This is a genomic window from Pseudomonas marginalis, from assembly GCF_900105325.1.
GTDB lineage: Bacteria > Pseudomonadota > Gammaproteobacteria > Pseudomonadales > Pseudomonadaceae > Aquipseudomonas > Aquipseudomonas marginalis.
On sequence record NZ_FNSU01000002.1, the window covers coordinates 365,625 to 386,461 of the forward strand.

Consider the following 20,837-nt stretch of genomic DNA (forward strand, 5'->3'; position numbering starts at 1 on the left):
GTCATGCGACGCTCAGTTGCAGCGGGGCGGAGCTGGACTCCTGCCAGTGGTTCTTGCCCAGCCAGGCATCCAACTGCGACGCGACGCCGGGGTCGAGCAAGTCGCGTTCCTCCAGCCACTTATCGTCGAAGACCGTGTGCAGGTATTTTTCGCCGCCATCGGCAATCGGCACTACTACATTGCCGCTCAGTACACCTTTGTGAATCAGCTCCAGGGCCTTGAAAATTGCGCCACCGGTCGAGCCGCCTACCAGCAGGGCGAGGTGGCGGGCGATATAGCGCGAGGTCTCGAAGGCTTGTGAGTCGGTGACCTGCACGCCCAGGTCGATGCAGCTGTAATCGAGCACCAGCCCCACTGTGTCCCCGGCAGGCGTGCCGGTACCGGACTGATAGTACGGATAGCCGGGATGCCCGAAAACGATGGAACCTGCGGGCTCCACCGCCACGGTCACAATGTCGGGGTTGTGCTGTTTAAGGCCTCGGGCAATCCCGGTCATCGACCCGCCGGTACCGACGCAACCGACATACGCGCCGATCACACCTTCGGCCTGAACGATGGTTTCCCGCACAAAGTCGCTGTAGCCGCCGGCGTTGGCCGCGTTGTCGGACTGGTTCATGAACACGGCCCCCGGGATCTGCTCGGCGAGTTCGGCCGCCAGGCGCTGGCGCTCTACCACCGCGACTTCATCTTCACGATAAGTTCCCGCGACAAACCGAATATCGGCGCCCAGTGCCTTCATCACCGCGATCTTGTCCTGCGCCGCGTGATGGTCGACCACGGCGATAAATTGCAGGCCGAATTCGACGGCGGCCATGGCCAGGCCGATGCCGGTATTGCCCGACGACGACTCAACCACCACGCCACCTGGTTTCAAGCGTCCGGACTTGAGCGCGGCGAGTACCATGTTGCGCGCCATGCGGTCCTTGATACTGCCGCCGGGATTGTTTTTCTCTATCTTTAATAACAGCCGGGCATCAGTGCCCGGAATATAAATACCCAACATAGGCGTATTGCCGATCAGCTCGGAAACTTTAGTCAGTATCATATGAAGTACTTCCTTTAGTCGTCAGGTGAAAACGCGTAGTTACCGTACGTGCAACAGGTCGCCACCATTCGCCGGGGCAGGGGGTGACGATGGAACTCATTCTCCAGTAAGTCCATTTGATAGCCGGCGGTGTTGGCATAAATTAATAAGTCGCCGGCCTTGGGGGAAGTCGTGAAGTTGATCAGGCGGTGGGTGATGACGTCATCATCCAGGCAACTATGCCCGGCAATATAGGCTTGCATTGGTGTGGCGGATGTTGGCGCTGAGCTGATTAAAATCGGGTCGACCAGATATTCCGACGCGAACCATGTTTCGCAGGCACTGAAGCTGCTGCCTTCGACAAATAACACCGTTTTGTTATTGGCCAGTTTTTTGCTGCGTGTAATGCGAAATACCGAAATTGCCGCTTGGTCCACCAGACTTCGGCCCGGCTCCAATGCCAGGGTTATGCTGTTGGCTTTCAAGTACTGGGCAATGTTTTGTCGCGGCGAGAAGGCACTTTCCAGAAACAACGTTAACCATTGGCTCGCCGTCAAGTTGCTGCCGTAAGGGTAATAAGACTTGGGTACTGACTGGTTGTAATAGTGATTGGGCGTATTGTCGTTTTGTAGAAAGCGCTCGTAGGCGTGTGGCTCGACATAGCGGATGGGCAAACCTCCGCCGATATCGATCATGGTCGGAGCCAACCCCATCGTCCGAGCCACATCGACGAAATCGGTCACTTCACGAAAGGCCTGTGCTCGAGATTCGAACCCATAGCCACCGAGGTGGAAATGGAAACCCTCGAAGTCAAAAAATGCCCTGAGTCCGGTCAGTAAGTGCAAGCACACCAGCAGGTCCGCGGCCCCCATTCCGAAGCGGCTGGTCCCACAGGCTTTAGGCCTGTAACGCAGTAAAACCCTGGCCTTTATGGTCTCGCTGCTGGCTTCGACCAGTGTTTTCAAATGGTCGAACTCTTCCAGCGAATCCACGCAGATCAGTGCACCGGCATGGACCAGCGCCCGATGAAAATCTTCGGTTTTGGCCGGGCCGGTGGCACACAACTGAGCGGCCGGCACACCGGCGCGCAGTGCTGCTTGCATCTCGTAAATGCTGGAAACGTCGACGCCGATACCGGACGCCTTGGCTGCGCCGAGTAAACATTGTGACTTGTTGGCTTTGGCGCCATAGAAGATCGCATGTCGGACTTCATGCTGTTCCAGCACGGATTGCAATGCGCCGGTGTTCAGTGCAAAGGCGTGTGGCCATACAAGATTCAGGGGGGAGCCGTGTTGCGCAACGAGTTCAAGCAGTTTGTCGGGTTGGCTATGTAACAGCTGTGCGATACATGCGTCCAATAATGGATTAAGCATTTTCGAAAGATGAACTTCAGTGCGCGCTTCATTGAGGCGCGTTATTGCAATAGACATAACTATCCCCTGGCGCTTATAGCGTCGTCATTCATATTTAAATCTCTGGAAGAGATCGATGAATGTGGTCTTGTCGTTCGTCGTGTTTTTAACGCTTATGCGTTTGGCGGTGGATGCCACACGAATCCTGCAGGCGAAACTGTGGCTTTGATGGTAATAACCGGTTCATAAAACAATTGCATAAGAACCCCATTCCATAAGGTTTATACGGGTGTAGCTATCGGCCACTAACTGCCGTTTTTCTTGATCTGACTCACCGCTGAGTGATGGTTAAATGATGTCGCGAGGCCATACTTTCGGTGAGCGTTAAGACTTGCCTAGGGTCATGAAAAGTTTCTCTTGGCGGCGTGAACAATATTGCTACCGAGAACGATTATCAAGTAAGGTTTTCAAATATTTCTAATTGATCCCGGCCGAACAGCGTTGCGCGAACGTGTATTTGCACGCTCTTGCGGGCGTTCGTACCAAGTTTGAAAGCGTTGTTAATTCATTGATCAATAAGGGGTTAAACGTTGATCGGCGAGGGCGCTGACAGAGGCGCAATTCAGCCGCCCCGAGGCCCCTGAAAATTTTGCAAAAACCACGACTGATGCACGCCAAGGAGAACTGCTATGAACACTGATCGTCCGATCACGACTGCCCTGCTTCCCATCAGCTACCTGTTCGTTCCGGGGAACCGTCCGGAGCGCTTTGCCAAAGCGGCTGAGGCCGGAGCGGATGCAATCATCCTGGACCTTGAGGATGCGGTTCATCCCGATAGCAAAGCCGCTGCTCGAGCTGCCATCTGGACGTGGCAGGAGAGTGCGCCAAGTGTGGCGTGCCAGCGGTTTATCCGGCTCAACAGCGTCGGCAGCGCGTTGTTCCGCCAGGACCTGACGTGGTTGGGCGACATGCGTTACCCCGAGCGTTGCACCGGGGTATTCCTGCCCAAGGCCGAGGCGCCGCAAGCGTTGGCGCGGGTGGTCGAGCAGTTGCTGGCGTGGCAACCCCAATTGCACATTGTCGCGATCATCGAGACGGCCAGAGGCTTGCAGCAGGTGGAGGCGATTGCTGCGGTTCCCGGCCTGTCACGCCTGGCCTTTGGCTCGCTGGATTTTTCCCTGGATATCAATTGCGGCCAGGTGCCTGAGGCGTTTGTGTACGCACGCAACCGCATCGTGCTGGCCTCTCGCACTGCAGGTTTGCCGGCGCCGATCGACGGAGTCACACCGGCGATCAACGACCTGGCGGTGGTCGCCCAGGACTCGCTCTACGCTCGCTCCCTCGGGTTCGGGGCCAAGCTGTGCATCCATCCCGCGCAGTTGGCGACGGTGCAGCGCGCATTTCTACCCGATGCGCAGCAATTGGCCTGGGCGGGTCGGGTGATGAGTGCCGTGGCCGGGGGCAGCCATGCGGTGCAAGTTGACGGCGAAATGGTCGACCTGCCGCTGATCGAACAGGCGCAACGCCTGTTGGACATGGCCCGCCGACACGCAGCGGTCGCCAAGACCGGAGCTTGCTGAACATGCTGCCAGGACAGGAAGGGGCCATTGCGCAGACCTATCAGATTGCGCTGCGACTGGTGTGCGAAGTGCTGCAATCGGAACAGGTGGACCCGGCGAATGTGCAGTGGCTATGCGACTCGATTATCCGCGCAGGGCATTGGCTGGAACCGATCATTGTCGAGCGCTCGCAAGGCATCGTGATGGACGGTAACCATCGCCTGAATGCAGCGTTGCAGTTGGGTCTGTGTCGGGTGCCGTGCATCCAGCTCGACTACGCGGACCCACGGGTGTGCGTACGGCACTGGCACACGGGGCACGCGTTCGAGGTCGCGCGGATTTTCAACACCATCGCCCGCGGCGAGATCTTTCCGTACAAGACCACACGGCATGTGTTTGATCCGGCGCTACCGGTCATCGCGATCCCGCTGGATCGCCTGTACGAGTGAGCCGTGCAAAAAAATCAGGTGGGTGGGTGATACTTTTTCGCACGTCGACTGGCATTAGGAGTGATTCCCATTTTCTCTCGTTGAAAGGATCCTCTCGTCATGCCTGTTGCCAGTCGGCCCTGCGGTGAACGCGCGTTAACCCTCGCTATTCGAACCGCCCTGTTGAATTTCGTCATGGTCGCAGCGGGCGCCAATGCCTGGGCTGAGACACCAACGCCTGCCGCCACGGATGACAGCACGCCCAGCCTGACCCTCGACACCACCACGATCGACGGCCGCTACAACGGCCCGACGGCGCTGCCCGAGGTTCTCCCCGGTGGACAGGTGGCGCGCGGCGCGCGGCTGGGCATGATGGGCAACAAAGACGTGATGGACACGCCGTTCAGCGTCACCAGCTACACCGCCAAAACCCTCGCCGACCTGCAAACCGTTACCGTTGCCGATGCCCTGGAACGCGACCCCTCGGTGCGCTCGACCGGCCAGACCGGCGGTATCGTCGATTCGTTTTTCATTCGCGGTTTCGCCATCGGCGAAGGCAACCTGGGTGAGCTGGCCTACGACGGTGTGTATGGCGTAGCCCCCAATTACCGGGTCTTTACCGAGTATGCCGAGCGTGTCGAAGTGCTCAAGGGACCGGGTGCCTTGATGTATGGCATCTCGCCCAACAGTGGCGTGGGTGGGGTCATCAACATCGTTCCCAAACGGCCGCTGGAGGAAGACCTGACCCGGTTCACCGGTAGCTACGCGTCAGATTCCCAGGCGGGCGGGCACCTGGATATCAGTCGGCGTTTTGGTGAGGAAAACCAGTTCGGCGTGCGCTTTAACGGCAGCCTGCAGGGCGGCGACACGGCGGTGAACGACCAGCATCGCGACGTAGGGATCGGTGCGATTGCCCTGGATTATCGTGGCGAGCGGCTGCGCCTGAACCTGGACTACATCAGCCAGAAAGAAAGCTTCGACGGTGCCTCACGCCCGTTCACCATCGCGCCGGGCGTTGACGTGCCATCCGCCCCCAATGGCCGCACCAGTCTGCCGCAAAAGTGGGGTTGGTCGGATACCAAGGAACAGTCCGCATTGCTCGGCGGTGAATATGATCTGAGCGACAACCTCACGGTGTTCGCCCATGCAGGGGGCGGCAAGTCGGATGTGAAACGCATGTCCGACCAAGTGCCGCGCATCCTCAATGACGCGGGTGACACCAGCAACGTCCCGGGCTATTACAAGTTCAACGTCGACCGTTCTACCGCCGATGTGGGGATGCGCGGGCTCTTCGCCACCGGGCCGGTAACCCATACCACCACGCTGATGGCGACCCGTTACCAGGATGAGCTGTCGCGGGGCATCAACAACGGCACCACAATCCTCTCCAATATCTACCACCCGGTGGACACGCCCAAGCAATACATCAACACGCCCAAGGTGCTGCGAATCTCCGAGTCGGAGTTGTCCGGCGTGGCGTTGACCGACACCTTGGGGATGCTGGATGACCGTTTCCAACTGACCCTGGGCGTACGCCGGCAGTTTATCGAGTCGCGTAACTACAATGCCGCCGGCACCGTCAGCTCGCGTTACAGCGCCAACGCCACCACGCCGTTGCTGGGTGTGGTGGTCAAGCCTTGGGAGGACGTCTCCCTCTACTACAACTACGTCGAAGGGCTGAGCAAAGGCGATGCGGCACCGGGCACGGCGAGCAACGCCGGGGAAACCTTTGCGCCGTATGAGTCCAAGCAGCACGAACTGGGGGTGAAGTATGAACACGGCACCTTCATGACCACACTGGCGCTGTTCCAGATCGAAAAACCTGCCGGCGAACTGGGCGCCAATGGCGTGTATTCGGTGCAGGCCGAACAGCGCAACCGTGGCCTGGAACTCAGCGTGTTCGGCGAAGTGGCCACCGGTACCCGTTTGATGGGGGGCGTGACCTTCCTCGATGGCGAGCTGACCAAGTCGGCGACTGCCGCTAACCAGGGCAACAAGCCGGTCGGCGTGCCCGATATCCAGGCCAACCTGTGGGCGGAATACGACACCCCCTGGCTGGAAGGTTTCACCCTCACGGGTGGTGCGATCTACACCGACAGCCAATACGTCAACCAGGCCAACACCCAGGAACTCGACGCCTGGACCCGCATTGACGCCGGTGCGCGTTACGCCACCAAGATAGAAGGGCGGCCGACGACATTCCGCGCCACGGTACAGAACGTGTTCGACCGTGAGTACTGGTCCGGCGTGGCCTCTTATGGTGCGTTTTCCCCGGGGTATCCGCGTACCTTGCAACTATCGGCGACCGTCGATTTTTGACGGGCGCCGGTATGGAGCAATCATGCACCAGCAATAAGCTTAAGCCTTGCTGGCCACCCGATCGTCACTGACCCGAATTCGCCATTGCTCAACGGTGCGCAGGGGTTTACAGCCCTTGCGCTCTTTGTTGGCGTGGCTGCTCGGCGGCGTCACGGTGTCCTGCGATCATTGCCCTTTGAGCGCGATTGCCACTGCTGCTGAAAGTGAAGTCGTGGCCCTGCCGATCAGCGTCGAAAGCTGATGGCTATCATCGAAAAGTGCGCCTTGGGATGCGTTGACATCGTAGCCAGCCAGGGCCTGTGCGAGTGGCTCCGGGAGGCCGAAATTGATTAACGCAGAGGCGTAGTCAGTTTCAGGCAAGTTCTTGTAGGGAATGTTCCTACCCGTTTGCCGAGAAACCTCGGCTGCGAGTTCCGATAACGTCCAGGCGCTGTCACCCGCCAACTCGTAGACCTTCCCCTCTTGATCGTCGCGGGTCAGCACGACGGCAGCGGCCTGGGCAAAATCTTCCCGTGTCGCCGCGGCAATCTTTCCATCACCTGCACTGCCGATAAATTCACCGGCCGATAACGCGCCAGCGATAAAGCCGGTGTAGTTCTCGGTATACCAACCATGACGCAATATCGTGAATGCCAACCCCGATGCTGTGAGCTCGGCTTCCGTTTGTCGATGCTCCTCGGCGAGGCTCAATGAAGAGGTATCCGCGTGCAGTACACTGGTATAAACGACGCGACCCACACCGGCCTGCCTTGCTGCGTTGATGACATTTAGATGCTGTGAGAGTCGCTTACCTATTTCGCTTGAGGAAATGAGTAGAAGCGTGTCGACTCCGCTGAGCGCCGCGACCAGGGTTTGCGGATTGTCATAGTCGGCAACACGTGCCTCCACGCCTAGATCACTCGCCTTGTCAGGGCTGCGCACCAGCGCGACCAGGTTGGACGCGGGTACTTTTTGCTTGAGTTGCTGGACAACGAGGCGGCCAAGTTGGCCGGTGGCTCCGGTGACGGCGATCATGAGGGGTTCCTTTTACAAAAAGTGATAGAACAGGCAGAGTAGGGCCTTAACTAACTTTTCGTAAGTACGTACCTAAAGGTAAGTAAGCATGCCGGATTCCGAGCCCTCTGGAGCAACCCGTCCCGCAACAGTGGCCAACCGACTGCGCAGCGGTGAATTATTCGACCCGGATTGTCCCTCGAGGGTCGTGCTCCAGCACGTCAGCAGCCGCTGGGGAGTATTAGTATTGGTGGCCTTGCTCGCGGGTACGCATCGCTTCAGCGATCTGCGTCGCAAGATTGGAGGCGTCAGCGAAAAGATGCTTGCGCAGACCCTCCAGTTTTTGGAACTCGATGGTTTCGTCCTGCGCAAATCCTATCCGGTCGTGCCACCTCACGTTGAGTACAGCCTCACCCCTATGGGAACTGAAGTAGCCCGCCATGTCGAAGGCCTGGTTGACTGGATCGAAGGCAATCTGCCAAAGATTCTGGAGGAACAACGCTCTCGCCAGATTTCATAACGGGCTTGCGACCTATTGATCACTCAGGCGGGACCTTAGGCAAGAGTCCCTCCAATCCGATAGTCAGGCGGTCAGTTCCCGATTCATGGCAACAATGTCCTCGTGTGTGAAATGGCCACCGGGCGTCATGAACGTGGCCATCAGGGCATCCCGGTTTTGAGGCGCCCTCAACTTATCTGCCGCGCACAAGGCTGCCTTCAGCGCTGGCAACTTCAGTTCGGTGCAATAGGCAGGTGTACCGGGTTGCTGACGCCACGAGTCTTCAAGGCTACCCGCGGCAAGCGCGGTGAAGCCGGTGTCCTCTACAAGATCTTGCGCGATCGCTTCAGCATTGATGTCACCGCCAGCTACAGGTAAGGCTATGCGTGAGGAAGACCCGACCGGTTGGCCGTGGTCGGCAAGCGTTGCTGCGAGGACGGCATTCCATGCCTTAACCACCGGGCGGCCAATCTGCTCGCTTACCCAAACGCTTTCGGGCTTGCCGTCGTCCACTTCTTTGATCGCTCCGTCTCGTCCTGGATAGTAATTGGAGGTGTCGATGATGACGACCTTCTCGGGAAGATTGCTCAATGTTTGCCGCAGATCCGGGTACTTTGCAAAGGGGATAGAGAGGATTACGGCGTCCACGTCGCACACCGCGTCTTCTTTGGTCACCGCGTGTACACCGATTTTGTTGGCAAGGTTCTCAAGGGTATGAGGGCTCTTTGAATTTGCCAGTTTGACTTCATGGCCGCACGCCGCGAGCTTACGGGCAAGCGTTGCGCCAATGTTGCCTGCGCCGATAATTCCGATTTTCATTTCAATTGGATCCTCACCTACGAACAATAATCAAGCTATCAAGCCGTGCCGATCAATCCTGGGCGCTGCGAGATGCCATCGGGTGACCGCGATGGCAGCAGAGGCTACTCACACGGTTGACATCATTCTGCCGGTGGTTTGTATCCCGCCAGCATTTTCAGCACATCATCATGTGATCCGCTTGCTTCAGCAAACCGTAAGGGCTTGGCGCGCTCGACGACAAGTTCCCGTGGGGTCGGAGAGATCTCGAGCAGTTCGAAGATTTCATCCAAAAACGCCTCCAGGGGCATGGCGTGTTCGTCGTTTTCCTGCCCAAGCAACGTGGTACGTACCCCCGGTGGTGCAAGCTCTATAACCTCAACCGGCGAGTTCTCCAGCTGTACTCGAAGACTTTGAGTGAACGAGTGAACTGCAGCTTTGGTTGCGCTGTAGGTCGGTGTGGCTGGCAGCGGTACGAATGCCAGCGCCGAACTGACATTCACAATCGTTGCACTGGGTTGCTTGATCAGTTGGGGAGTGAACGCGTAAACCATACGAATCGTGCCAAGTAAGTTCGTGGTCACGATATCTTCGGCCGTGCTCAGGCTTTGCGGATCAGTCAGATCCTCCCAGTGCATGATCCCGGCGTTGTTTATAAGGACGTTCAGATTCGGATGGCTGGTCACAAGCGCTGTGCAGCTGCGCTGGATGGATTGTGGATCGCAGACGTCCAGCACGACGGATTCAATCCCCGGATGCTCCGACACGATCTTGTCGAGCAGAGCCTTGCGACGTCCTGCAATGATGACGGTGTTGCCCGCCTTGTGAAGCCTGAGCGCCAGACCGAGGCCGATGCCTGAGGTGCCGCCAGTAACCAGAATCGTGTTGCCAGTGCTGTTCATAGTAAACTCCAGAAACGACGCTTAAACGGACAGGTGTCCGCTTGATCAAAATTACCGGACAATTGTCCGATTAGCAATGCAATGAAGGAAAACTTTGTCCATGACTGACGAATTGGTGATGCGTTCTGACGCCAAGAAAAACCGCGAACGGATACTGGAAGTCGCTGTGCTCGAGCTGACCAGCGATCCTGCGGTTGCGTTGAGCACGATCGCGAAGAAGGCCGGGGTGGGGCAGGGCACGTTCTATCGCCACTTCGCCACCCGAGAGAAACTGGTATTCGAGGTCTATCAATTCGAGATGCAACAGGTGGCATCGTTGGCGGAACAGCTTCTCGCGACAAAACCGCCCAAGGAGGCCCTGCGGGAATGGATGGACAGCCTCGCTGAATACGCAATGACAAAGGCAGGACTCGCTGCTGCGATTCAACAAGCTGCGTCTGTTTATGAGTTCCCAGGGAAATCGGGATACGCTCCAGTCCAGGCCGCCGCCGAGTTGCTTTTGAGGGCGAATGAAAAGGCCGGAACTATTCGTAGCGGGATTACCAACGACGATTTCTTTCTAGCCATTGCTGGCATATGGCAAATGGATGCCCAGAGTGAATGGCGCTCGCGTCTCGCCAGATTGATGAACCTGGTGATGGATGGTCTGTGCGCTGGCAGCCCCGAGAGCCTGAAGAAAAACGTGTAGCCTTTAGGGCAGCCCTATTGCCAGCAACCTGGTGGTCACTCCGCCCGCCTGTTTCAGGGGCAATTTGAATCGTACCCTGACTTCAAGTAGGTCTTGGCCCACTCACGATAGTTATCCGAGAGCGTGTATTTTGAAAGCAGCTCAGGAAGGGAAAGCTCGCTTGCGTGTGTGCCGCTTTGTTCGCGCAGCGCCTCGTAGGTCGCTTTGATTGCGGACAAATAAGGGGCATGCCCATTGACCACGACCCGCACATTGGCGGCACTCAGTTTCTCGACATCGCTCAGGGCCGGATTGCCGTAGTTGATCAGCATGATTGGCACGCTGAGGTGTGCCGTGAGTGCTTCCAGGTGCTGGAAATCCTTAACGCCAACCAGGCAAATCGCATCTGCTCCGGCCTTCTGATAGGCCGCAGTGCGAGCGATGGAGTCTTCCAGCGTGGTAGCGGCCACATTCGTTCTGGCAATGATGCTGAGCGCATCATCCGAACGGGCAAATCGTGCAGCGTAGATCTTGGCTGCGGCTTCTTGCCTTTCGATAAGCACGTTCGACTGCTCGTCGTACTTGGCCGGTAGGTGGGTGTCTTCCAGCGTCAGGGCGGCAACCCCGGCTTTCTGAAGTTCGGTCACTGTTCGCATGACATTAAGTGCGTTACCGAACCCATGATCAGCGTCGCCGATGATTGGGATTTGACTGGCCCGCCCGACTCTAGAAACCTGTTCGACGTACTCATCAAGCGTGAGCAGTGCAATGTCAGGTGCCCCGAGCACTTGAAGCGAGGCGACGGAACCACCTTGGATGGCAACCTCAAAGCCAAGGTCGGATGCCATGCGAACCGAGATAGGATCGAATACGGACGCGGCAAATTTACAGGCGGTTCCGTGAAGTAAGTCACCAAACGTCTTGCGCAATTCATGATGAGATCGCTCGATCATTTTTTCGGCTCCATCCACTTCATTCGCGGTTTTCGTTGGGATCGTCCCGCGTTGAACGAGACCTGGAAATCACGACCGGTCATGGCCATGGTTGATGCGCAAATGACCGGTAAACTGTGCTGATTACTTTTGCGGCAACAGTGCTTTGCGCACTGCTTTTTGGTGTTTCATTGCAGCAATTTCATGCTCGCAGGCTTCGACGTCAAAGGAGTTGTCCCATTTGGCAATGGCGATGGTGCCGATACCGTTGCCGATCAGGTTGGTCACGGCACGCGCTTCGTTGAGGAAGCGGTCGATGCCCAACAGCAGGACAAGGCCTACCAGTGGAATGGAGTGGATGGTCGTGAGCGTTGCCGCAAGGGTTATGAACCCGGCACCCGCCACGCCAGCGGAGCCTTTTGAGGTCAGCAGGAAGACACCCAGCAGAATCATCTGATCCATAAACGTCAGGGGCGTATTGGTTGCCTGTGCGATAAAAATCGCCGCCATGGTGAGGTAAATGCAGGTGCCATCCGCATTGAAGGCATATCCAGTGGGTAGCACCATGCCCACCACTGACTTCTTGCAGCCCAGCTTTTCAAGTTTCACCATCATTCGCGGAAGCACGGCCTCGGTTGAGCAGGTGCCAAGCGTGATGAGAATTTCATCTTTGAAATAACGCAGAAATTGCATAAGCGGCATGCCTGACCATCTAGCAACCGTCCCTAGTACGACCACGATGAAAATCAAGGTGGTGATGTAGAGCGCGACCAGCAACTGGCCGAGTGACAGCAAGGTACCAATGCCGTACTTGCCTATCGTGAACGCCATCCCGGCGCCGGCGCCAATCGGCGCCAGGCGCATAACCATTGCTACGATCTTGAACAGCCCTTGCAGAAACAAGTCGATGGTATTGATCAGCGGTTTGCTGGTTTCACCCATTTGAACGAGGGCGATGCCCATCAATACCGAAATCAAGATGACCTGAAGCATGACGCCATTCGAGAATGCGCCAATGAAGGTGCTCGGGATGATGTTGAGAAAGAAATCGATAGTCCCGCCCTGCTCACTGGCGGCTTGGCTGTACTTGGCGATAGCGCTGGCATCAAGCGTGGTAGCGTTGATATTCATCCCGGCGCCTGGCTTTACGACATTGACCACAATAAGGCCGATGACCAGCGCAATGGTTGAAAGGATTTCAAAGTAGAGCAGCGCCTTCACGCCGATCCGCCCAACCTCCTTGATGCTGCCCATCTTGGCGATACCCACCACCACAGTACCGAAAATAATCGGCGCCAACAGCATTTTGATGAGTTTGATAAAGCCATCCGCAAAAGGTTGAAGCTTGGCTCCGAATTGCGGTTCAAAGTGACCGATTGCAGCGCCGATGACGATACCGATCAGCACCTGCACATACAGCTGGCTGTACCAGCGGGACTTGGACATTTCCACGGAAGCACCTCATTTTATTTTTGTGATGGGCATGTGGTTTGGCGTCAATGGATGACGCCTGAGTCTGCGGCCCCTTTAAAAGAAACCGCAGACCGAGGTTGATCAGCCTTCGCCTAACTCGCGCATGACTGCGTACAAGGCGGACTTGGCTTCGAAACCAACACCTGGAATATCCGGCAGGCCGACATAACTATTTTCCACCTTGATTCCGTCGGCGAAGCCGCCGAAAGGCTGGAACACGTCGGGGTAGGATTCGTTGCCGCCCAGGTGCAGGCCGGCTGCGATGTTCAGGGACATCTGGTGGCCACCATGGGGAACCACGCGGCGGGAAGACCAACCCATGTCTTCCATCACTTTCAGGGTGCGCATGTACTCCACCAGCCCGTAGGAGAGGGCGCAGTCGAACTGGAGGAAGTCGCGATCAGGGCGCATTCCACCGTGACGCAGAAGGTTACGGGCATCCTGGTGGGAGAACAGGTTTTCCCCGGTGGCCATGGGCAGCTCATAGTGATTGGCGAGCTCAGCCTGAAGTGCGTAGTCCAGCGGGTCGCCGATCTCCTCGTACCAGAAGAGGTTGTACTGCTTGATGGCTTCCGCGTAAGCAATACCGGTCTGTAGATCGAAACGACCGTTGGCATCGACCGCCAGTCGACGACCGTCACCCACCACTTCAAGCACCGCTTCGATGCGACGAATATCCTCATCCAGCGGTACCGCCCCAATCTTCATTTTGACGACGTCGTAGCCACGATCCAGATAGCTCTGCATTTCCGCTTTGAGCTTGGTCTGGTCTTTACCTGGGTAGTAATACCCACCGGCTGCGTAGACCCAGACCTTGTCATCTGCCACGCCGTTACGGTAGCGGTCAGCCAGCAGGCGATACAGAGGTTTGCCCTCAATCTTGGCGACGGCATCCCATACAGCCATGTCGATGGTGCCAACCGCGACCGAGCGCTCGCCGTGGCCGCCTGGCTTTTCGTTGGTCATCAGGGTTTTCCAGATGGCGAACGGATCCAGGTTGTTGTTTTCATGGTCGACGAGCGTGTCAGGATCAGCTTCCGTGATACGCGCCAGGAAACGATCCCGCATCAGAGCGCCTTGGCCATAGCGGCCATTGGAGTTGAAACCGTAGCCGATGACGGGTTTGCCATCGCGAATCACATCGGTGATGACCGCGACGACCGAGCAGGTCATCTTGGAAAAATCGATATAGGCATTGGCAATTGGGGAGGCAATGGAAACTGTTTTTTCACGGATGTCTACGATACGCATGACGGGCTCCTCTTGTTGTTTGTGGCCCCACGTTATGCTTTGCGATGTCACCCGCCCAATGCTATTAATGCCGGACCCTATGCACAGGAGGCATGGCCCCTTGGAACTCGTTTGGCTTGAAGATCTTTCAGCGCTTGCGGAGTACGGCAGCTTTGTCCGTGCCGCTGAGGCACGCCATGTTACTCAGCCAGCCTTCAGTCGAAGAGTACGCTCACTGGAGAATTGGATGGGCGTCGAGTTGTTTGTGCGCACACCACAAGGCGCAACCCTTACCGAGGCCGGAAGGCAAATTTTGCCCAGTGCTCAGGAAGCGGCCCGACACTTGTACAGGATGCGCAACGAGGCTCAAGAGGTAGCAGGAATCGCCGCCAAGTCGTTGCAATTCGCGGCAACTCATTCGCTGTCGTTTACGTTTTTTCCCAAGTGGCTTCGAAGCTCAGAAAACGGTGCCCCCATTGAGGCAGTGAAACTGCACTCGGACAGCATGGCCGTCTGTGAGCAGATGCTGATACATGGTCAGGTTCAGTTCCTGCTCTGCCACCGCCATCCCGACGTTCCGCCTTTACTGGCGCCTGATCAGTTCACCAGCAAGAAGGTGGGGGAGGACGTCCTCGTTCCGCTTGCGAGTGCTTCCACTCACTTCGGCACCTCACCCGCGGCATTGCCATACCTCGCATACACCCATGAGTCTGGACTGGGACGTATCGTCGCCCACAGGTTGCGTGGCAAGGAAGATTACCTTCACCTCAAGCCGCTTTTCAGCAGCCACCTTGCAGCGGTACTCATGTCCATGGCCCTGGAAAGCAAAGGTGTGGCGTGGCTGCCCAAGAGCCTTACCGAGCAGGAAGTTCTTGATGGGCGCTTAGTCAGAGCGCTCGACGAAAGCTGGGACATACCTCTGGAAATTCATCTGACCCGCCCGAAAGCAATCCTCAGTCAATCTGCTGAAGAGTTTTGGAGCCGGGCGGGTAGTGACCCCCAAGCTCCCACATGACGAGCGCTCAGTTACGCGCAATGCCCAAGCGGGTCTTTATCTTCACGTCGGATGACTGAGCGACGGAGGTTTTCTGGTTCCCGCGGCAGAGTTTAACCAGAGCAGCATTGCGGCGAGAGAGGCGGCGACTATCAGCGTAAGCCACATGATGACCAGCAGGGTGAAGGTGACACTGTTGTTTAACTCACGAAAAATGCCGAAGGCAAAAGCCGTGTACCAAGACACCCCCGAAACTGCACCGGAGGCGAGAAACAAGGCCGCTCTTTTGCGGGATACGCCAAAGAGCAGGGGGCGACTCAGGTCGCGTAGGGCTTCTGGCAGCACAAGCGCGTGGATGATTATTCCGTTGATGGTCAGGACGATCACCACAATGACTTTCGCCCAGAGTTTGGGGTTTTCAAACTTTTCCGGCGACTCCATCGCGTAAAGGGCAAGGAAACCAAGGCCTGAAAGCCACAGGAGGCAGAGTCCAATAGTGACCGCGTCGCTGATGAAGTGAAAGGTGCGTCCGATTTCAACCGGGAGGCTGCCCCGGCGCATCCAACGCAGGATCCAGAGGTCCAGCATCGTCGCCCCACCGAGACCGAAGCACATGCCGAGCAGGTGTATACCTATAAGGAGTGTCAGCACCTTTAGCTGTGGGAGTGGAGCCGGCAATGTAACGCTCAGCGCGAGTGTGTCGGCGAGTAAGTAGCCACTGCCGGACAGCGCAAGCAGGCCGCCTAAAATCATGAAAGACGTGCGTATCTTCATTTATTACGGCCTTGGACGAGTGTTTTTAGTTGGACGCGTGCGCAGTTTGTTTACTGGAACAGGCGGATCAAGCGGCTGCTATCTGCAGCGTTGCTGCAACCAGGAAGATACGTTTCGGGTTAAATGAGGCCAGCGACGCTAGCGTCACATCAGTAGGTTGCACGGGCGTAGACCCTGCTCAGGAAGGGACCGGTGCTTGGGCATCGATCAGGTTCCGGCTCTTGAGCTCCTCCCAAAAGGCTGCCGGGATACCGACCTTCATCGCCTGCACATTGGAAACGATCTGCCCCGGCGTGCGGGCACCCGGAATGATCGCTGACACTTGCGGATGTGCTGCCGCGAACTGCAGGGCGGCAGTATGAATGTCGATGCCATGTCGTTTGGCAACCGCCATGATTCGCGCGCGCTTTTCCACCGCTCCGGCAGGCAGATCCAGACTGAAGTTGTATCGGCTGCGTCCTCCCAGAAATCCATCGTTCAGTGGTGTTCCAACCACAACGCTGGTGCCCTTCCTGCTCAACGCCGGAAAGGTGTTGCGTAACGCATCGCTGTGCTCAAGGAGCGAATACTGGCAGGCAAGCAACACGATGTCGGGAGTCGGGTCATCACCGGCCATTGCCTGGACCACAGCATTCGGCGTATTGACGCCGAAGCCCCATGCCTTGATGAGCCCCTCATCACGCATCTTTTCAAGCTCAACCATCGCCCCTGTGCGCGCAATGCGATACGCCGCTTCCCAACCGCCTTCCAGTTCGCTGTTATCGGGCGAGATGTCATGGATAAACACGATATCGATACGCGGCAGCCCCAGCCGCTGCAGGCTGTCTTCCACGGAACGCCGTGCGCCTGCCGCGGTGTAGTCATACCGGTAGTTGAAGGGCGCGGGTGACTTCCAGATGGCATGGTCCGCGCGGGGGCCACCCGCGGCAGTCAAAACGCGTCCTACCTTGGTGGAGACCACATAGTCGTTCGGATGTTTGCCGTGCAGAAAGCGGCCTACCCGATATTCACTCAAACCAAACCCGTAGAACGGCGACGTGTCGTAAAGCCTTACACCCGCGTCCCAGGCGGCCTGTAGAACCAGGCCCGCCTGCTCGTCGCTGAGCGGCGCAAAGATATTGCCAATCTGTGTCCCGCCCATGCCAAAGCGTTGAGGCGTCATGTATCGCAGGGTAGGCGAGGGTGAATTGAGGGGCAGGCCTGTGCGCACTGGCCGGCCTTCAGTACGCATCACGCTCCCGCGCTCTGTCAGTAAAGAGGGCGCTGGGGCTGCCGAACTGGCGACACTCGAGGCTGGCAGCAAAGCGGCTGCAACAGTACCCACTGCCGAGTAAGTAAGAAAATCTCGTCTGTCCATCCAACGTTCCTTTCGCGACCGAGGTTTCACGGGATCATCGAAGCCGGTATTCGTACTGGAAGTTAGAACAACGAGGGTTGGCCGGGTGACCCTAATACGCCATATTTTTTGCACAATCCTGCCGATGCGCTTGTGTTGGTCACGCACTCTCAGCAGACTCGAACATTCCGTAAACAGGGGCGCATGTAATGACGAGCGGTTCCTTCTCGCAGTTCGGTTCCGGCCATCTGCATTCTCTGGCGTTGCGCGATCCCATACAGCCCAACGAGCGTCTCCAGGCGCTCAGGCGGCTGATCGAAAAAGTCACCCGGCAGATTGGTTTGAACGAGGTCTGCAAAACATCGATTCCAGGTCTGGCCTTTTATCGAATGGCTGACCTGGGTACGCCCACTTACTGCATTTATGAGCCTTGCGTGGCCATCATTCTGCAGGGCGCGAAGGAGATCACGTTCGGTGAGGAGGCCTGTGAGTTCGGGCAGGGGGCGTTCTTCGTCACGTCGGTCGACATCCCCACACTGGCCCGTGTTACCGCTGCCAGCGAGGAAACCCCCTATTTATCCGTCGTGTTGAAGCTCAACCTTTCCATGCTCAACGAGGTGATCCAGACCTTGGAACCGCCTGCGCAGGAAATGGCTACTCAAGCGCGGGGCTTCGTATCCGGTGCGGCGTCGAGTGAGATGCTCGACGCATTCGCTCGACTCGCTACGCTGATCGAACGGCCGCTTGAAGCAGGCTTGATGTCGGATCTGATCAAGCGGGAAATATGCGTTCGGCTATTGCTAAGTAGTGCAGGGCACTGGCTGCGCAGCGTCACCCGCGACGGTTATCGAGACAAGGGCATCGTGAGAGCCATTGAATGGCTGAAACATCACTACGACAAACCGCTGCACGTGGCCGATCTCGCCGAACGATCAGGAATGGCCAGCTCTACGCTGCATCACAGTTTTCGCAAGCTCACAGGCACCAGCCCTGTTCAGTATCAAAAGGCGTTACGGCTGCAAGCCGCACGCAGCCTGATGTTGACCGATCGTGTTGACGTGAACACCGCCGCGTTGCGCGTCGGCTATGAAAGTGTCGCTCAATTCAGCCGTGAATATGCCCGGCGTTTCGGAGCCCCGCCCTCGAGAGACATCAAGCACGTACGGGAGCAGGGCGGACTGCTCGACTAGCGACGCTTCAAAGGGGAATGTGGGTGGTCGACAAGACCTGACGCAAGCCCATGAACGATCGAATCTGGCGAACCCCAGGCAGGTAAAGCAACTGTTCCGCGTGGAGCCGGTTGAAACTGTTGCTGTCCTTGGTTCGTATCAACATGAAGTAGTCGAACTCCCCCGTCACCACATGGCACTCCATGCAGCCGGACACTTTTTGTGCGGCTGCCTCGAATGCGGCGAAGGATTCCGGTGTGGAGCGGTCCAGCACCACGCCGATCAACACCACCATCCCCGCATCCAGCGCGACATTGTCGAGCAGCGCGACTATGCCTTTGATCAGGCCGACTTGCTTGAGCCGCTCGACGCGCCTGAGGCACGCCGGTGCACTCAATTTCACCTTCTCTGCCAGCGCCACATTGGAGATGGAGGCATCTCGCTGCAGGGCCTTGAGAATGGCGCGGTCGGTTCGATCCAGCGGCTGCGGCACGGGGGCTGATACACTTGGCTTCTTGCGAGTGTTTATTGCGTTCATGACTGTTTATTCGCAATTAAAGTATGTTCGATTTTTATAGCGAGAAATTATAGTTCTTTAAATGGTAGAAGTTTGCAACACATCTTTTTGGAAATCTTCTTAATATTGAACTCATCGAAGCCCGCCTGAAAGAACCTGGAAGGCAACCTTTGCCTTTCGGTCTGGCGCTTTGATGTCCAGTAATCAAGGAGCAGCGTCATGAACCTGAATCGTTTTAAACGTTATCCGTTGACCTTCGGTCCTTCTCCCATCACGCCCTTGAAGCGCCTCAGTGAACACCTGGGTGGCAAGGTCGAGCTGTATGCCAAACGTGAAGACTGCAACAGTGGCCTGGCCTTCGGCGGGAACAAAACGCGCAAGCTCGAATATTTGATTCCCGAAGCGCTCGAGCAAGGCTGCGATACCTTGGTTTCCATCGGCGGCATCCAGTCGAACCAGACCCGCCAGGTGGCCGCCGTTGCCGCTCACCTGGGCATGAAGTGCGTGCTGGTGCAGGAAAACTGGGTGAACTACTCCGATGCGGTATATGACCGCGTTGGCAATATCGAAATGTCTCGCATCATGGGCGCCGAGGTACGACTGGACGCCGCCGGGTTCGATATCGGCATTCGGCCCAGTTGGGAGAAGGCCATGGACGATGTGGTGGCGCGGGGTGGCAAGCCGTTCCCGATACCGGCGGGTTGTTCCGAACACCCCTACGGCGGCCTTGGGTTCGTCGGCTTTGCCGAGGAAGTGCGAGAGCAGGAAAAACAACTGGGGTTCACGTTCGACTACATCGTGGTCTGCTCTGTGACCGGCAGTACCCAGGCCGGCATGGTCGTCGGTTTCGCCGCGGACGGCCGTTCGAAGAACGTTATCGGCATTGATGCCTCGGCCAAGCCGGAGCAAACCAAGGCGCAGATCCTGCGTATCGCCCGGCACACCGCAGAGTTGGTGGAACTGGGCCGTGAGATCACCGAAGACGACGTGGTGCTCGATACACGTTTTGCCTACCCGGAATACGGTTTGCCCAACGAAGGCACGCTGGAAGCCATTCGTTTGTGCGGGAGCCTGGAAGGTGTGCTGACCGATCCGGTGTACGAAGGCAAATCCATGCACGGGATGATTGAAATGGTCCGCCGTGGTGAGTTCCCCGAAGGCTCCAAAGTGCTGTATGCGCACTTGGGTGGGGCGCCTGCGCTGAATGCCTACAGCTTCCTGTTTCGCAACGGCTGATTAACGCCAAAAAACCAGGGAGCTCACGAAGCGATGGGTGAGTCGGCATCAATATTGAATGTCACGACCCCATCGTCGAATCGCCACCCGGAGCACGTTGCTCCTATCCAACCGCCGGAAGTACCGCCATGCATGCGATAACGCAATCTGCAGTCTGGATCAAGGAGCCTTCGGCGGATGCCGGAGTAGTGATCGTTACCAGCGCCGCGTTGCCCCCGTACATGATCGACAAGCTGCATGTGGCGATAGATGAGTGGGACCAGGTGGCTTATCTAGCCATCAAACAGTCCGAGGCGTTGAGGCTCGACTGGTTGCAGGTCGGGTCCAGCCCGGAGCCGTCCGACGGGGCCTACGCGTGCCATGCCAGCCAACTGTTGCGCGGCGTCTCCCACGGCAGCTTTTTACTGGATGTCGAAACTGGCACGGATTGCGGCATGACGTGGCTGGGGTCCGTCTTTGGTCATCCGCTGCGCGTGGTCGAGCTTGGAGAAGTAGCCTCCTCCACTGCACAGATGGATCAACAGGTGGAGGCGGTGTTAGCGGCGACCCGAAGCCTGGCGAAAAGCGTGTTGCAGGCACGCGGCGTCATTTAACCAAGGACCTGGTCCATTCGACTGTTGGAACCATAAAGGCAT

The 20,837-nt window shown here is 57.3% G+C and carries 20 protein-coding genes; 9 read left to right on the forward strand and 11 right to left on the reverse strand.

Annotation, left to right across the window (positions count from 1 at the left end; all coding sequences use genetic code 11):
- Window position 1: 1 nt before the first annotated feature.
- On the reverse strand, window positions 2–1,045 hold the full coding sequence (locus BLW22_RS09285) for a PLP-dependent cysteine synthase family protein (protein ID WP_065939576.1): 1,044 nt from the start codon (window positions 1,043–1,045) through the stop codon (window positions 2–4).
- Window positions 1,046–1,059: 14 nt separating this feature from the next.
- Window positions 1,060–2,454: a Y4yA family PLP-dependent enzyme gene (locus tag BLW22_RS09290; protein ID WP_074845739.1), complete on the reverse strand. Its 1,395-nt coding sequence runs from the start codon at window positions 2,452–2,454 to the stop codon at window positions 1,060–1,062.
- Window positions 2,455–3,065: 611 nt separating this feature from the next.
- Between BLW22_RS09290 and BLW22_RS09295 the strand changes: the two genes are divergently transcribed.
- The 3 genes from BLW22_RS09295 to BLW22_RS09305 all read left to right on the forward strand — a co-directional run bounded on the left by BLW22_RS09295 (window position 3,066) and on the right by BLW22_RS09305 (window position 6,682).
- Window positions 3,066–3,956 (forward strand): HpcH/HpaI aldolase/citrate lyase family protein, encoded by an 891-nt coding sequence (locus BLW22_RS09295; RefSeq protein WP_065926103.1) that lies wholly within the window; start codon window positions 3,066–3,068, stop codon window positions 3,954–3,956.
- Window positions 3,957–3,958: 2 nt separating this feature from the next.
- A complete protein-coding gene (locus BLW22_RS09300) occupies window positions 3,959–4,384 on the forward strand; it encodes a ParB N-terminal domain-containing protein (protein ID WP_074845746.1) in 426 nt (141 codons plus the stop codon).
- Between the two features lie 99 nt (window positions 4,385–4,483).
- Window positions 4,484–6,682: a TonB-dependent receptor gene (locus BLW22_RS09305; protein ID WP_074845749.1), complete on the forward strand. Its 2,199-nt coding sequence runs from the start codon at window positions 4,484–4,486 to the stop codon at window positions 6,680–6,682.
- A gap of 165 nt (window positions 6,683–6,847) precedes the next feature.
- Here the strand turns inward: BLW22_RS09305 and BLW22_RS09310 are convergent, their stop codons facing one another.
- Complete coding sequence (locus BLW22_RS09310; protein WP_074845754.1) at window positions 6,848–7,696, reverse strand: SDR family oxidoreductase; 849 nt, start codon at window positions 7,694–7,696, stop codon at window positions 6,848–6,850.
- An 88-nt stretch (window positions 7,697–7,784) separates the two neighbouring features.
- Here BLW22_RS09310 and BLW22_RS09315 point away from each other — a divergent pair, with 88 nt between their 5' ends.
- A complete protein-coding gene (locus BLW22_RS09315; protein ID WP_074845758.1) occupies window positions 7,785–8,195 on the forward strand; it encodes a winged helix-turn-helix transcriptional regulator in 411 nt (136 codons plus the stop codon).
- A gap of 63 nt (window positions 8,196–8,258) precedes the next feature.
- Here the strand turns inward: BLW22_RS09315 and BLW22_RS09320 are convergent, their stop codons facing one another.
- Window positions 8,259–8,993, reverse strand: a complete 735-nt coding sequence (locus tag BLW22_RS09320; protein WP_074845762.1) for an NADPH-dependent F420 reductase — start codon at window positions 8,991–8,993, stop codon at window positions 8,259–8,261.
- Window positions 8,994–9,115: 122 nt separating this feature from the next.
- Window positions 9,116–9,874, reverse strand: a complete 759-nt coding sequence (locus BLW22_RS09325) for an SDR family oxidoreductase (protein WP_074845766.1) — start codon at window positions 9,872–9,874, stop codon at window positions 9,116–9,118.
- Window positions 9,875–9,974: 100 nt separating this feature from the next.
- Here BLW22_RS09325 and BLW22_RS09330 point away from each other — a divergent pair, with 100 nt between their 5' ends.
- The gene (locus BLW22_RS09330; protein ID WP_027603413.1) at window positions 9,975–10,562 is read left to right on the forward strand and encodes a TetR/AcrR family transcriptional regulator; all 588 of its coding nucleotides are present in this window, start codon (window positions 9,975–9,977) and stop codon (window positions 10,560–10,562) included.
- 53 nt (window positions 10,563–10,615) lie between these two features.
- On the opposite strand, the gene BLW22_RS09335 is transcribed toward BLW22_RS09330, so the two are convergent.
- The 3 genes from BLW22_RS09335 to BLW22_RS09345 form a co-directional block, all read right to left on the reverse strand.
- Window positions 10,616–11,494: an isocitrate lyase/PEP mutase family protein gene (locus BLW22_RS09335; RefSeq protein ID WP_027603414.1), complete on the reverse strand. Its 879-nt coding sequence runs from the start codon at window positions 11,492–11,494 to the stop codon at window positions 10,616–10,618.
- A gap of 123 nt (window positions 11,495–11,617) precedes the next feature.
- Window positions 11,618–12,925, reverse strand: coding sequence for a C4-dicarboxylate transporter DctA (gene dctA / locus BLW22_RS09340; RefSeq protein ID WP_027603415.1), 1,308 nt, complete (start codon window positions 12,923–12,925; stop codon window positions 11,618–11,620).
- Window positions 12,926–13,027: 102 nt separating this feature from the next.
- A complete protein-coding gene (locus BLW22_RS09345; protein ID WP_065939592.1) occupies window positions 13,028–14,197 on the reverse strand; it encodes a mandelate racemase/muconate lactonizing enzyme family protein in 1,170 nt (389 codons plus the stop codon).
- 100 nt (window positions 14,198–14,297) lie between these two features.
- Here BLW22_RS09345 and BLW22_RS09350 point away from each other — a divergent pair, with 100 nt between their 5' ends.
- On the forward strand, window positions 14,298–15,191 hold the full coding sequence (locus tag BLW22_RS09350) for a LysR family transcriptional regulator (RefSeq protein WP_065947789.1): 894 nt from the start codon (window positions 14,298–14,300) through the stop codon (window positions 15,189–15,191).
- Between the two features lie 42 nt (window positions 15,192–15,233).
- Here the strand turns inward: BLW22_RS09350 and BLW22_RS09355 are convergent, their stop codons facing one another.
- Together BLW22_RS09355 and BLW22_RS09360 are read right to left on the reverse strand one after the other, a co-directional pair.
- Window positions 15,234–15,944: a hypothetical protein gene (locus tag BLW22_RS09355; protein WP_170252189.1), complete on the reverse strand. Its 711-nt coding sequence runs from the start codon at window positions 15,942–15,944 to the stop codon at window positions 15,234–15,236.
- Window positions 15,945–16,122: 178 nt separating this feature from the next.
- Window positions 16,123–17,301, reverse strand: coding sequence for an aldo/keto reductase (locus BLW22_RS09360; RefSeq protein ID WP_065926114.1), 1,179 nt, complete (start codon window positions 17,299–17,301; stop codon window positions 16,123–16,125).
- Window positions 17,302–17,489: 188 nt separating this feature from the next.
- On the opposite strand from BLW22_RS09360, the gene BLW22_RS09365 reads away from it, so the two are divergent.
- Window positions 17,490–18,470, forward strand: a complete 981-nt coding sequence (locus BLW22_RS09365; RefSeq protein ID WP_074845769.1) for an AraC family transcriptional regulator — start codon at window positions 17,490–17,492, stop codon at window positions 18,468–18,470.
- Window positions 18,471–18,477: 7 nt separating this feature from the next.
- On the opposite strand, the gene BLW22_RS09370 is transcribed toward BLW22_RS09365, so the two are convergent.
- Window positions 18,478–18,987, reverse strand: coding sequence for an Lrp/AsnC family transcriptional regulator (locus BLW22_RS09370; RefSeq protein ID WP_065926116.1), 510 nt, complete (start codon window positions 18,985–18,987; stop codon window positions 18,478–18,480).
- Window positions 18,988–19,185: 198 nt separating this feature from the next.
- Between BLW22_RS09370 and BLW22_RS09375 the strand changes: the two genes are divergently transcribed.
- Entirely contained in the window at window positions 19,186–20,202 is a 1,017-nt protein-coding gene (locus tag BLW22_RS09375) for a 1-aminocyclopropane-1-carboxylate deaminase (protein WP_065926117.1), read from the forward strand.
- A gap of 128 nt (window positions 20,203–20,330) precedes the next feature.
- Window positions 20,331–20,795, forward strand: coding sequence for a transketolase (locus tag BLW22_RS09380; RefSeq protein WP_065926118.1), 465 nt, complete (start codon window positions 20,331–20,333; stop codon window positions 20,793–20,795).
- Window positions 20,796–20,837 lie beyond the last annotated feature (42 nt).